Genomic DNA, 12,346 nt, shown 5'->3' with positions numbered 1-12,346 from the left:
CTTCAACATTCAGCTCTCATAAATATGAAAAAATAGCGATGACTTATAAAACATGGATATGTCTCTGACCACGAGTTAAGAGTTAGCTACTGAATGGTCATGGACGAATGATTAGAGATTGAAAAAGGATTAATTTATATGTCTAGCTTTGCCGAAATTGAAGAAAAAACAGCGCAACCATCACGGAAGGATATCAGAAAATCATTAATTGCGAGTGGCGTTGGGAATTTATTGGAATGGTATGATTGGACAATCTATGCAGTCGCTTCTATCTATATTGCCTCAGCTCTTTTTGATAAAGCAGATCCTACTTCAGCTTTACTCAATACTTTAGCAGTTTTCGCAGTCGGATTTGTTTCTAGACCAATAGGTGGATTTGTATTTGGTCCGTTAGCAAATAAGTACGGCCGAAAAAATATCATGCTCGTCACTATGGTGATGATGGCACTAGCTAGCTTAATGATTGCATTCATACCGTCTTATGAAAAAATTGGTGCATGGGCTTCAGCATTACTATTAATTGCTCGGCTGGTTCAAGGTTTTGCACATGGAGGTGAGACTGCAACTTCCTATGCATATATTGCTGAGATAGCTCCTCCACATCGCCGTGGCTTATGGTCAAGTATGTCTTTCTTTGCTGTAGGTGCAGGATCTTTAGTTGCAACTTTATTTGTTGCCATACTTAATATCATTTATTCAGATGCACAAATGTATGAATGGGTCTGGCGCATTCCTTTTGCGATTGGTGGTGTATTAGCTTTTTTTGCAATTTATTTGCGTCGAAATATGCTTGAAACACATATTGAAAGTGACAAAAATGAACAAGTAGAGGAGGTGAATTGGCCACTTTCGAAAATTTTAACCTCAGGATTTAAACTGTTTTGGTATGAAGCTGGTTCTACCTTAACTTTTTATACTTGGGTTTCATGTGCTGCTATATATGCGATTGGTATCCAAAAAATGCCTGCAAAAGATGCATTTATCATGAGCTGTATCGCGCAAGTAATATACTTGATTTGCTTACCATTTCAGGGATTGTTATCAGACTATATCGGAAGAAAAAACAATACGTTAATTACATACATCGGTTCTTCTTTATTGCTTTTTCCTTTATGGTCTTTAATTAGCAACGAACCTTGGACGTTATTAGTTGCACAAACTATTGGCCTCTTAACGATGGGCTTTTTAATGTCATGTAAACCAGCAGCAATGTCAGAACAAGTTCCAACAAAATATAGAACAAAGTTTTTTGGCGTCTTTATGTCGTTAGCTGTCACTATTTTTGGCGGTACAGCTTCTTACGTAAGCACCTGGTTATATTCTATTGATAAAGGTTGGATATTTAATATCTATCTGATTAGCGTTTCACTTATAGCAACAATTGCAGTTCTTACATGGAAAAACAATACAGGTATTGATTTAAATAAAATCAAATAATTTAACTACTTAAAAAGAGGTTATGTCATACATAACCTCTTTTTTAATGAGATAGATATGAAAAATATCAGATTTAAAGGTAGAACGGTTCTAGTTACTGGTGCAGGTAGTGGAATTGGAGCAAAAATTGCAGAGCATTTTGGCTTGTTAGGTGCGACTGTCGCGATTGTAGATTTAAATAACACAGTTTTAGAAGCTAAAAAAAATGAGCTTTTAGCAAAAGGCATTAATACTCTTGCCTGTTGTGCTGACATTTCTAATTATGAAAGTTGCAAAAAAGCATACGATTATTTTTATAATGAAATTGGATTTATAGACACTTTAATAAACAATGCTGGAATTTCTCCTAAGCATGATGGTAAACCTTATAAAATATGGGACTTACCACCAGAGGAATGGAATACTGTCGTCAATGTAAATTTAAATGGAACTTTTAATTTTATACGTATTTTAGTTCCAGAAATGATCAACAATAAATTTGGAAAAATTATTAATACATCATCGGTAGCCGCTCACGCTTTTTTACCTATTGTTTCTTGTCATTATAGTGCCACTAAAGCTGCAATTACGGGATTAACTCGTCACCTTGCAGGCGAATTGGGCCCTTTCAATATTAATGTGAATGCAGTCGCACCTGGGCGTATTGAAACACCGATGGTTACAGCGGTGGGTGAAGAGGTCAATAGTACATTTATCGCAGATACGCCTTTAGGACGTTTAGGTACGCCCCAAGAAGTTGCTGATGTTATCGAATTTTTAGCCTCAGACCAGAGTCATTTTGTGACGGGACAAGTCATTGATGTCTCAGGTGGATGGCTCATGCGGTAAAATAATGGGGTTCAACCCCATTATTTTTTAGTTTTAAGATCAAAATTGATTTGATTGAATTAAAGCTTGTTTTAAAGCTTCAGGTGTAATTTTAGGTACAAAATTTTTACTATAAGAATTACTTAAAGTATTTGAAATAATGGTATTTAGATCATCTTCTTTCAATTCATACGCATAACCTAAATCATAAAGTGTAGTGGGTAAATCAACTGACTTTAAAAATGCTCTTAATTCTTCAATAAAAATAGGCTCTCTTTTCTCTAAAACTGCTTGAACAACAGTTCCATAAGCAACTAATTCACCATGCAATTGTGAAGAGAGCTGAGGTACTGCTGTTAAGCCTCGAATAAGTGCATGAGCTAATGATAATCCACCACTTTCAAAGCCTAAACCACTCAGCAAGACGGTTGATTCCACCACTTTTTCAACAATACTCGTATTTTTTTTGAGTTTAACATCATCCAGTGCAAGCTTCCCCCACTTTAATAAATTGTGATAAGTACTATTCGCAAGTAGTAATGCCGTTTCCAAAGGTGGGGTTCCAAATGAATTTAGGCCATTTGAATTATGACATTGATTCGCTTCGAACATTTTACTAATAGCATCACCAATACCCGCAGAAAAAAATCGGGCCGGAGCTTGTACAATAATTTCTGTATCAACAATTACAATTTCAGGATTTGATTTAGTTTTTTCTACTGCTTGGACTTTATGAAACTCATCGTAAATAATAATTAAACGACTTGTAGGTGCATCATTAGAGGCAATTGTAGGGCAAATGACAATGGGAATATTCATCGATTTTGCGACAGCTTTTGCTGTATCCATGGCTTTCCCTCCCCCCAACCCAATGATGGCATTTGGAGAATACTTAAATATTTCTTCATTCAAAGAGTTAATAGTTTTATATGAACACTCTCCACTAAATTTGAAAGTTGAATAGTTAATGAAGTCAGCCTCTAAAGCACTCTTTGATTTTTTTAAAATACTCCCTTCAGTTGCTTGATCATAAATGATGGCAACACTCCTAAATTGATAGCGTTTAAGAATCTGACCTATACTCGATAGTGCATTTGGTCCTTGAATATATTCACCGGGGAAACCCATAATTTTTAACATTTTATTTCCTTATCAAAATGCGACTCAACAAAAGCAAGTGAGGATTTTTATATTTTGGATAATGAGAAACAAAAAATGCCATATCAATTGATGATCGGCATTTTTTGTAATGAAAGATAAACGCTTATCGAATAATTTTTTCGAGTTCTGAATCAGGAATGCCTATATTCTTATAGTGAGCACGTGTACTTTCAAGCTTTGTAAATACATCCTCATAACCAGTCGCTTTACCATATGGATCAACGTAAGTATAACCACCATGAACGATAAAGAGAGTAATCATTTCTGTAACATCTTCAGGAACAAATAAAGTATGTGTTTCACCAGGTGGTTCATATGCAAAGGATTTTTCTTCTGCAATCCAATCATGTTCTAAATAAAACCAGCGACCTTTTAAAACGACAGCGTGCACAGTTCCCGTATGACGATGACGTGATAAGACACCACTTTTACGTACTCGTAATAAATTTACATAATAACCAGCGCTCGTATTCAGCAAGAGTGGTTTGAAACTCACCGATTCTGATGTTGGAACCCATAAGTTATCATCCTCTAAGTATTTATCTAATACCCCAGGAAGAACCAAGTCGGCAGACATATACGGGACTTGTGGAAGCTGAAAAGGCATTAACTCTTCGTTATGTGTTGGTTCAGGGTTTCTTTGTGCAGTCATATTATTCTCCTTGAATATGAATCTTGAATAGACCAGATCTTAGCAAAAGAAAAATGGCTGTTGATTGCATGCAATTCAAAACATATGTGAATCTTAGGCAAGGGAATAAGTATTCAAATTTGCTATGATGAAATCAGTTCAAAGTAATTTATGTCTTTTTTTGAGGCCGCTATATGGATAATTATCGCCAAATGATGGCGTTTATATGGGCTTATGAGCATGGTAGTTTTTCAGCTGCTGCAAGAGCACATGATTTAACGCCTTCAGCAATGAGCAAATTAATCAATCGATTAGAAAATAGACTCGGTGTGAGATTGATCCTGCGAGGTGCTCGGCAAATCACCTTAACAGAAGAAGGCTTAGCCTATTTAAACAGTGCCAAAAATGTCGTTTCTGCTATGGCAGAAGCAGATTCCTTAGCTGAAGGTCTGCCTACAACAATTAGCGGTAATTTAAAAATAAGAACAATGCCCACTTTTGCTAGATATCAAATTTTACCTTGGTTACCAGAGTTTCTAGATAAGTACCCTCTAATCAATATAGATTTTGAATTAAATGCGGTATATCAGGACGATTTTGATCGTGGAGTTGATATTGCAATTTATGGAGGTGTCCTTCCCTCGTCCTCGAGAATTGCCACGAGAATTGGAGAAAGTGAGTGGATTACTTGTGCATCACCAGCATATTTAAAAAAATATGGAAATCCAATTCACCCAAAAGACTTATTGCAGCACAGATGTTTTCATTTTAATTTTGCCAGCAGCTGGAATAAGTGGGATTTTGTAGAAAATAATGAAAGTTTCATCATTCCTATAAAGCCTTTGGCATCTTTTTCTCAAGGTGATTTTTTAAGAGATTTATCGCTTCAAGGTGAAGGTGTAATACGATTAGCAGATTACCATATAGGTAATGATATTCGACTAGGCAAATTAGTTCCAATTCTAACTGAATACAAATCTAAAGTTAAAGAACCACTATATGTAATTTATGCTAACCGCAAATTACAAAGTCCTAGAATTAAATGTTTTATTGAATTTTTACAACAAAAACTAAAGTTACATCCATGGAAAATAGGTTTTTAATATAATTGCACGATTTTTTAAGTTTATTACTGACAACTTTGAAAGCTAAATTTTTAAAAACCTAATTGGAATATAACAAAAAATAAAAGAAGCCTAGCCTCCCATCTTTTATCGACTCGCTAATTTAGACTCAATCCATTGATTGATTTCCCATACTGACCACCAAACACGACCAACCGTGAACTTAGCCTGCTTTGGAAAAGTTGGGTCATATTGTTTATACTTTTTATTCCTAATGTTATAAATCGTTGCACGACTTTGTGTTTAAAATCTTGAGAATATTTAGCCATAGAAAAGCACCCTTCAAATTAGACTAAGAATATCCAACTTTCGGGGGCAGTTCATATGTTTCCCATTTTTATTTCGCATAAGAGATTTTATGTCAAATTAAAAGACACCTGTTTCCATGTAGATGGATCATCCGTGAGATTCTTGCCAGTTGGATCTACCGCCAAAAACTGTATATGCAATACTTTGTTGCTTAATACTGGTCTGCTTTCGGATATATATAGGTGGCGTGTTTTTCAAGATCATAGGGAGGGAAATAGAAGTCTTGCAGGGAATGCATCATTTTTACTCCTGACGAGCGCTGTTACCAGCGCCGCTAATTGAAACATAAGCATTAATGATGACTATTTAGCTACATCCTTCAGAGCATGCTGAATAAAGACTACTGAACTTTCCAGAGCCTGCAGCGCCTCTGGCTGAAGCGTGGAAAAGAAATGCCATGCATGGAACATGCCCGGCCAGACTTCTAGATTTACGCGCACCCGGTTATCACCAAGGTGGGTTGCCAGACGCATGGCATCGCTCAGCATCAGTTCGTTCTCACCAATCTGAATGAGTATTGGCGGCAGGCCAGTCACATCGGCAAAAACTGGTGAAGCCATCGGATGATTAGGCAATGCATCACTAAGAAAAGCACGGGCCAGAAAATCCAGTCCAGCCTTAGTGTTCAGAGGATCAAGACCTTCTCGGTTAGTCATTGATATTCCACTATGCTCCAGGTTTGCCCAAGGTGAGATAGAGACCCCTGCAGCGGGCAGTGGAAGCCCTTTGTTGCGTGCTGCAACCATGACTGTAATGACCATGGCTCCGCCTGCAGATTCTCCGGCCAGAACAATCTTACTGGCGTCAAAGCCCTGCTCAATCAACCACTCATACGCACGCACTGTATCTAGAACCGGCGTCGGAAAAGGATGCTCTGGTGCAAGGCGATAATCTGGCATGTAGACACGTGCTCCCAGCATGCTGGCGTAGTTACCGCCTATACCGTGATAGCCTGCCGGTTCGCCGACAATGTAAGCTCCACCATGGATATACATGACAATCGCATCGGTTTTCAAGGCATCAGGTATGACCAGTGTTCCGAGTACCCCGCCCATGTTCACGTCGTTAAAGCTAACGCCAGCAGGTGCAGGATTTTTTGCTAGCATGCGAGTATACGCATTACGGACTTCGCTCATAGGGGTAATAGTATCTTCACCTTTGAGAATCGGGCCGAGGCCAGCCAGGCTTTCTGACCATTCTTTAACGGCCTGTTTGGTTTTTTCATTAAGCATAAATATTCCGGTTTAAATTTGTATAAAATAACTACAGAAATATATGATATATCAAATATTAGGGAATATGATTCCCATATACAGGAACGCATAGGCCCCTAAATTACAGGAGTGTTTAAGGATGGAAATCAACAGAATTGGTGATATCGCCGCTTTTGTCGCTGTAGTTAAAGCGGGGAGCTATACCCGCGCGGCTTCTACATTAGGATTGACCAGATCGGCCGTCGGAAAAAGCATTGTGCGGCTGGAGTCCCGACTTGGTGTCCGCTTGCTGAATCGCACGACAAGACGGCTGAGCCTGACGGATGAGGGACGGATTATGTTTGATCGCTGCCGTCAGATACTCGATGATCTGGAGGAGGTTGATGCTACTATGGCCATGCGCAGAGTTCGTCCGACGGGAACTCTAAAGTTGAGTGCGCCACTTTCTTTTGGTCAGCGGCATATTCTTCCTGTTCTGGATACGCTTCTGAAGCACTGGCCGGATCTCCGGGCAGAAGTGTCTTTCACCGACAGGTATGTCGATCTTATTGAAGAAGGTTTCGATATTGCTATCCGAATTGGCGAGCCCTTGGATGATTCGCGTATCCTCACCCGAACAATAGCGACTCAGCATATTGTAACCTGCGCATCACCTGAATATTTAGCTTTGCGAGGAGTACCGGAAACGCCTCAGGCACTAACAGGACATGATACAATCTTTCTGCTCAGTGCGGAAAAAAGACGTAGCTGGCGCTTTGCTACTTCAGAGGGCACTTTTATCTATGAAGGTCCGGGACGTCTTAACCTCGACAGTTCAGAAGCCATGCGGGTATCAGCTATTTCAGGTTTCGGAATTGTTCATCTGCCTACTTATCTAATTGGGGATGATTTACGTAACGGAACGCTGATACCTGTTCTGGAGGAATTCCCTTTCCCTCCTGAGCCGATAAGGCTTATTTACCCCAGTAAGAAGCATTTGTCACCGAGAATACGCGCCTTTATAGATTTGCTGATCGAGAACTGGTCTTCTGGGGTTCCGTGGGAATAGATTCTGTATTAGCCTTATCCAACAACATGAAGAACTGCAATAACAAAACAAACGTAATCGTTCTCAAAAGATGCCAAGCAGATGTGCACAGAAAACAGCAATTCAACAAAGAAATCTGAATCCTGTGCTTGACTTGGAAATATTCATATAGGACATTTCTACTTGGGAATAACAGCTTATGTTAGAACCCATTTAAACTTTCCTTTAGCATCATTACTTTAGCTGAATCCGTGACAGTAATCATCGCATTATCACGGTTTTTATATGACTTTTACTATTCCACGCCTAATATTAAAAAGCGACTTTAAAGCAGTTTACTTTAGATCACTGCTATTGTTAAATTTTTATTTAACCTGTAGATAGATAACATTTAAATAAGTTAAAAATTATTTTGAACAAAAAATAAGGGAGCTGAAGCTCCCTAGATCAACGACTCACTAACTTAGCCTCAATCCATTGATTAATTTCCCAAGCGGACCATCCCACACGCCCTACTGTTAAATTAGTTTGCTTTGGAAGAGTTGGATCATACTGCTTGTGGCGCTCATCCATAATGTTATAAATCGTTGCACGACTTAAACCTGTAAATTGAATAACTTCCTTTAATTTAATAATTTGATTCATCTGAAAAGTCTGACCTGTGAACGCATTCATAAAATTTACTCCAAATCAATAATGCGAGCGTTACTGCTCAAATAATCAGGAGGTCTGTAAAAGATTAACTAATTCACTGCTCTCACACTCCCTTGCAAACCTTTCTGAATATCCTGTACAAATCCATCATCCTGATTGAGCTTATGTTTTGTCTTAGCTTTAGATTCAACAGGCTGTTGATCAGCTTCAGAAGATTTTTCCACGTAAAATTCTTCAACAATTTCCAGTCCCTCATCACCACCCACCTCAAACTGTGCATTACTCAAGCCTAGTCGTGCTGTTGCATCTAAGGCATTTTGATTGAAGCCTACGGTTTTACTTTGTTGGTCAATCTCCTTGGCAGTTTGAATCGCTTCTTGAAGGTTTGTGCCATCTCGTAAAGTTAAATCCACATAATACACAGGCGTTCGATAGCTTTGCATAGTGCTCTTGCCTCTTAAAGTGAGTTGCAGAGGTAGGCATGAAAGTAAGCCATTGGATGCTGCGTGGTAGTAACTCAGCCGAGCAGCCAAAGTGCGAATACTATTAAAGCCTGTGGTTCTGAAAATAAATGTCCCTAGTTCATCCGATTCATCTAAATTGACATGTAAGCGTCCATAAGGTTTACATAGCCCGCCTTGCGCCAATGGACATAAGTCAGGTGATGGACAAGGATGATGCTCTACCCCTTGATTGGTCAGTCGTTGGCAAGTTTCACCATTACCCACACAAACAGGACGGCCTGTTTGACGGTCAAATAAAGTGTACTCTGCACGTAGATTCAGTTCAGGATCATTGAAAATCATACGGACTGGAATTGAACGGAGTTTTTGATTCGGTGCTTTAGCTCGAAGTTGCTCATCCAGTGGATGTTTGATCCAACCCTCTTTATTTTGAATTTGGGAGGTCAAGGTAAATTGGTCATCCTTTTCAGGGACGCGTTTACCATTCTTTTCCACCATCTTACCGATACTGATTCGCCCGAGTATCGGTGGGGTAATCGCTAAACCTTTGATCATGTTGATTTCCTCTTTATATAAATTAAGTAAACATAAAAAAGCCCATGCTGTAGGCATGGGCTGATATGAGCTTTCTTGCTGGTATTTCGTGTGATGCTTGTATGAATAAAAATGGACTTATACAGCATTGGCGTAAATCTGAAACCGCCGTGTGCCTGACTTGTGTTGCGGAAACTGGTTTAAGTATTCAGGATGTTGTTGTAGTAACGCTTTACTATCTAAGCTGATCGAGTCCTTAGACTTTTTCCACGTCACTGAACCTGTTTTAAAGGTGGCACGTTCAGCCTGTTGCATCTTGGCCTGAAGCTGATGTTTAAGTAGATCGAACTGCTCCTGTTGCTTTTCAACTTGATTACGTACTCGGATCAGTTGCTCAAACTGTTGATTGGCTTGCTCATCTTCAGATAAGTCTGTCGTACTGAGTGGTACATGTTCTGGATATAAAAGTTGTAAGGCTTTAGCTGCCGATTCACTAGCATCGGCTTCCGGTGGGGTATCCTTTTCCACGCATTCCCAAAAGTAACGTTCCGCATTGACGATGTGCTGAATCACCGATTCAGAACGCGTGACTTTGAAAATTCGCGTTTCATGTCCACACAGTAACACACAGATATGTGCTGCTTGCTTGCCTGTGACTGCAAGTTGGTGTTGCACTTGGCAGAGTACATATAAAGGCACACCATCTCGCCACAGCTTGGCGCCATACTCCCCTGCGGTTTTACACTCCAGAATTTGTACGTCTTGACTCCCCACGACTGAGTAATCCAAGTTGGCTAACATAAAATGTATGTCTGGATCAGGGTGTTGTAGCACTGCATTGACCCGACGCACTTTGCTGTTGGTATGCATGCTGTAGTATTCCGCAACGAGTGGCTCTAGCCGCTTTCCCCAGTACAGCGGTGCATGACCTTCACTTTCATCTTCAATCGATTGTTGAATCCGTCCTGTCTTGATCATCCACAATTCCAACATCGACATATAGGGATTAAGGCCACACGCTGCGGCACAGTCACTGCTGCCAATGCCCTTACGTCGTACTTCCAGCCATTCAGCTTGAGTCATATTTTTAGTCTCTACAAAGCGTTTTGCGGTAAACAGCTTTGGGCGATTGGTGTGGATATTCAGTGTTGCATTGTTTGGATGAATTACGGCTGAGTTCATAGCTATTTCCTGTCATTGTTGAATTTTGGGCATAAAAAAAGCCGTGTCCGTAGACACAGCTTTTGAATGAGTGAGTTAAGTATTTGTAAGGTTGAGCATTTCAGTATTGCGATGAGTCTACTTAGGCTAATCAATAGATTGTTTGAAACTAAGCCAACATGCGTAAAGCTTGTTCCAGTCCACGTTGCTTAAGCCCTGCTCCAGCACCAAACCATGCAGAATCGAGACGGTGATCCTGACTCATGGCACGACGCTCGTGATCTGCAAATTCTGTGATACTGCAAAGCAAGCCATAAGCCGTATCTTTGGCTGAACTGAGCTCCGCTCCACGCCCCTGTCCGTTAAACATGGTCATGACTTTTGACATGGCTCGTCCATTCGGTTCAGTCTTGTTGTCAGCTTTAGTGGCTGAGTTGGCTTGTGTAGCTACATTGCGGTAGAACTGAATAATACCTTCATCCTGCTCGATTGGATTGAGACTGGTATTATTAAACACCGCATCAAAATACGCTGCCGCTTCAGTTTGTGTGACTTTACGCTGACTGAGTTGTTTCATTTCATACATGTGTTCATCCCATGCACGGACTGAAATCCCCAATTGCTGTTTGATCTTCTGGGCATCGAACTTAGTACTGTGCGGGACTTTAACCACTCCTGCGCTTGAGTTTTGTCCTTTTAAGGCAATCGCCAGTGTGTTGTTACACACCACACGGATTGAAGTGAATTGTGCTGTGGTTGCAAGGGTCCCATCACAGGCTGTGGCTAAGAGGATGTAGCCATTACTAACATCTTTACCCTTGAGTGATGTTGTTTGTCCTGTTCTTGCCAATGCCCAGAACTTTTTCCCGCCTTTGAGTACGCCTGCTGTTTCCAGTTCAAAGCCTGATTGTTCGGTCAGGTCTTTGTAGAAATATAGAATCTCTTTAGGTTGGACTTCCTGATAACGCTGACTGACCACAGACAATGGTGCATGGGTATCAGAGCGATATAAAACCCGTTGTTCTTCATAAGGCATGATGATGCTTTGTCCACGATCATTTTTAGCCATATAGCTGACATCTGAAGATTCAATCTGCCAGTCCATGCCTGCCTGCTGTGCCCAGACTTCGATCGGTTGATTTTGGGTCAGTTGGTTGCCTAAACCATGCCAAGGGGTCTCTCCGACATAGGCCATTTGTTCAAGTTGATGTGCCATGATTTTAATTCCTATAAAAAGTTAAATTGCTGTAAAAGGTAATTGGATAAATTCATTTAAAAATTAGTTACGCAGGCTCGGACTAAAATCGCGGTCACAGTCATTGCAGTAATAATGTCGGGTATAAACAGGATGAGAGCTTTTTTGAACTTCATCCTCGGTCATCAGCATCCAAATACCTCCAATCAATACACCCACTAAGGCGCCTGCAATCGGGGGGATATTTAAACTTTTAGAAACACTGATGCCCAAGGTCGCCAGTGCCAGCGGTGACATCACATTGTTTTGCGCTGAAGGTAAATTGCTGTTGATGACTAAATGTTGTGGAGATTCCAGCAGTACCGTGTCTCGGGACTGACAATAAGGACATGGCAAACTCATCTGAATAATTCCTGTAATAAAAATGAGTGAAATAAAAAAAGCCTGCTTTGGGGGAAAGCAGGCAAAACGTGAATCGGGTTATTGCATAGGGCTGTTTTCAAGGAACCGTATGCTTCTCATTCAGATGATATGTATCTGTATTTTTTTAGAATGTGATTTCAATCGATGCTTTTTTAGATCAATTTTAATGTCTTGATACAGGGATTAATTGACCTGATTTTTATCA

The 12,346-nt window shown here is 40.1% G+C and carries 12 protein-coding genes and 1 pseudogene; 4 read left to right on the top strand and 9 right to left on the bottom strand.

Annotated elements, in window-relative coordinates:
- Nucleotides 1-138: 138 nt before the first annotated feature.
- Nucleotides 139-1,437 carry an MFS transporter gene (locus F994_RS15470; protein WP_004651532.1) on the top strand — a complete coding sequence of 433 codons (1,299 nt, stop codon included), beginning with the start codon at nt 139-141 and terminating at the stop codon, nt 1,435-1,437.
- A 57-nt stretch (nt 1,438-1,494) separates the two neighbouring features.
- Nucleotides 1,495-2,265, top strand: a complete 771-nt coding sequence (locus F994_RS15465; RefSeq protein WP_004651531.1) for an SDR family NAD(P)-dependent oxidoreductase — start codon at nt 1,495-1,497, stop codon at nt 2,263-2,265.
- Nucleotides 2,266-2,304: 39 nt separating this feature from the next.
- On the opposite strand, the gene F994_RS15460 is transcribed toward F994_RS15465, so the two are convergent.
- Both F994_RS15460 and F994_RS15455 read right to left on the bottom strand, forming a co-directional pair.
- Nucleotides 2,305-3,384: a glycerol dehydrogenase gene (locus tag F994_RS15460; protein ID WP_004651530.1), complete on the bottom strand. Its 1,080-nt coding sequence runs from the start codon at nt 3,382-3,384 to the stop codon at nt 2,305-2,307.
- A gap of 124 nt (nt 3,385-3,508) precedes the next feature.
- Complete coding sequence (locus F994_RS15455; RefSeq protein ID WP_004651529.1) at nt 3,509-4,057, bottom strand: 2,4'-dihydroxyacetophenone dioxygenase family protein; 549 nt, start codon at nt 4,055-4,057, stop codon at nt 3,509-3,511.
- Nucleotides 4,058-4,230: 173 nt separating this feature from the next.
- Between F994_RS15455 and F994_RS15450 the strand changes: the two genes are divergently transcribed.
- Nucleotides 4,231-5,139: a LysR family transcriptional regulator gene (locus F994_RS15450; RefSeq protein WP_004651528.1), complete on the top strand. Its 909-nt coding sequence runs from the start codon at nt 4,231-4,233 to the stop codon at nt 5,137-5,139.
- A 108-nt stretch (nt 5,140-5,247) separates the two neighbouring features.
- On the opposite strand, the pseudogene F994_RS17280 reads toward F994_RS15450, so the two are convergent.
- Both F994_RS17280 and F994_RS15445 read right to left on the bottom strand, forming a co-directional pair.
- Nucleotides 5,248-5,397, bottom strand: a pseudogene (locus F994_RS17280) (helix-turn-helix transcriptional regulator); the annotation flags it as partial.
- 374 nt (nt 5,398-5,771) lie between these two features.
- Nucleotides 5,772-6,701, bottom strand: a complete 930-nt coding sequence (locus tag F994_RS15445) for an alpha/beta hydrolase (RefSeq protein ID WP_004651527.1) — start codon at nt 6,699-6,701, stop codon at nt 5,772-5,774.
- Nucleotides 6,702-6,822: 121 nt separating this feature from the next.
- On the opposite strand from F994_RS15445, the gene F994_RS15440 reads away from it, so the two are divergent.
- A complete protein-coding gene (locus F994_RS15440; RefSeq protein ID WP_004651526.1) occupies nt 6,823-7,731 on the top strand; it encodes a LysR family transcriptional regulator in 909 nt (302 codons plus the stop codon).
- 426 nt (nt 7,732-8,157) lie between these two features.
- On the opposite strand, the gene F994_RS15435 is transcribed toward F994_RS15440, so the two are convergent.
- The 5 genes from F994_RS15435 to F994_RS15415 form a co-directional block, all read right to left on the bottom strand.
- On the bottom strand, nt 8,158-8,385 hold the full coding sequence (locus tag F994_RS15435; RefSeq protein ID WP_004651525.1) for an AlpA family phage regulatory protein: 228 nt from the start codon (nt 8,383-8,385) through the stop codon (nt 8,158-8,160).
- A gap of 68 nt (nt 8,386-8,453) precedes the next feature.
- Nucleotides 8,454-9,383: a recombination directionality factor gene (locus F994_RS15430; RefSeq protein WP_004651523.1), complete on the bottom strand. Its 930-nt coding sequence runs from the start codon at nt 9,381-9,383 to the stop codon at nt 8,454-8,456.
- Nucleotides 9,384-9,500: 117 nt separating this feature from the next.
- Nucleotides 9,501-10,544 carry a YqaJ viral recombinase family nuclease gene (locus F994_RS15425; protein WP_004651522.1) on the bottom strand — a complete coding sequence of 348 codons (1,044 nt, stop codon included), beginning with the start codon at nt 10,542-10,544 and terminating at the stop codon, nt 9,501-9,503.
- A 148-nt stretch (nt 10,545-10,692) separates the two neighbouring features.
- A complete protein-coding gene (locus F994_RS15420) occupies nt 10,693-11,739 on the bottom strand; it encodes a DUF932 domain-containing protein (protein WP_004651521.1) in 1,047 nt (348 codons plus the stop codon).
- 63 nt (nt 11,740-11,802) lie between these two features.
- Complete coding sequence (locus F994_RS15415) at nt 11,803-12,120, bottom strand: hypothetical protein (protein WP_004651520.1); 318 nt, start codon at nt 12,118-12,120, stop codon at nt 11,803-11,805.
- Between the last annotated feature and the right edge of the window lie 226 nt (nt 12,121-12,346).

The organism is Acinetobacter bohemicus ANC 3994 (genome assembly GCF_000367925.1).
In the GTDB taxonomy this organism is placed as follows: domain Bacteria; phylum Pseudomonadota; class Gammaproteobacteria; order Pseudomonadales; family Moraxellaceae; genus Acinetobacter; species Acinetobacter bohemicus.
The sequence above is the reverse complement of the archived record's forward strand: the minus strand, read 5'-3'. Positions and strand labels throughout refer to the sequence as shown.

What these genes read in the sequence shown, in the direction of transcription:
- F994_RS15470 (WP_004651532.1), top strand. Translation starts at nt 139, where the DNA reads ATGTCTAGCTTTGCCGAAATTGAAGAAAAAACAGCGCAACCATCACGG.
- F994_RS15465 (WP_004651531.1), top strand. Translation starts at nt 1,495, where the DNA reads ATGAAAAATATCAGATTTAAAGGTAGAACGGTTCTAGTTACTGGTGCA.
- F994_RS15460 (WP_004651530.1), bottom strand. Translation starts at nt 3,384, where the DNA reads ATGTTAAAAATTATGGGTTTCCCCGGTGAATATATTCAAGGACCAAAT.
- F994_RS15455 (WP_004651529.1), bottom strand. Translation starts at nt 4,057, where the DNA reads ATGACTGCACAAAGAAACCCTGAACCAACACATAACGAAGAGTTAATG.
- F994_RS15450 (WP_004651528.1), top strand. Translation starts at nt 4,231, where the DNA reads ATGGATAATTATCGCCAAATGATGGCGTTTATATGGGCTTATGAGCAT.
- F994_RS15445 (WP_004651527.1), bottom strand. Translation starts at nt 6,701, where the DNA reads ATGCTTAATGAAAAAACCAAACAGGCCGTTAAAGAATGGTCAGAAAGC.
- F994_RS15440 (WP_004651526.1), top strand. Translation starts at nt 6,823, where the DNA reads ATGGAAATCAACAGAATTGGTGATATCGCCGCTTTTGTCGCTGTAGTT.
- F994_RS15435 (WP_004651525.1), bottom strand. Translation starts at nt 8,385, where the DNA reads ATGAATGCGTTCACAGGTCAGACTTTTCAGATGAATCAAATTATTAAA.
- F994_RS15430 (WP_004651523.1), bottom strand. Translation starts at nt 9,383, where the DNA reads ATGATCAAAGGTTTAGCGATTACCCCACCGATACTCGGGCGAATCAGT.
- F994_RS15425 (WP_004651522.1), bottom strand. Translation starts at nt 10,544, where the DNA reads ATGAACTCAGCCGTAATTCATCCAAACAATGCAACACTGAATATCCAC.
- F994_RS15420 (WP_004651521.1), bottom strand. Translation starts at nt 11,739, where the DNA reads ATGGCACATCAACTTGAACAAATGGCCTATGTCGGAGAGACCCCTTGG.
- F994_RS15415 (WP_004651520.1), bottom strand. Translation starts at nt 12,120, where the DNA reads ATGAGTTTGCCATGTCCTTATTGTCAGTCCCGAGACACGGTACTGCTG.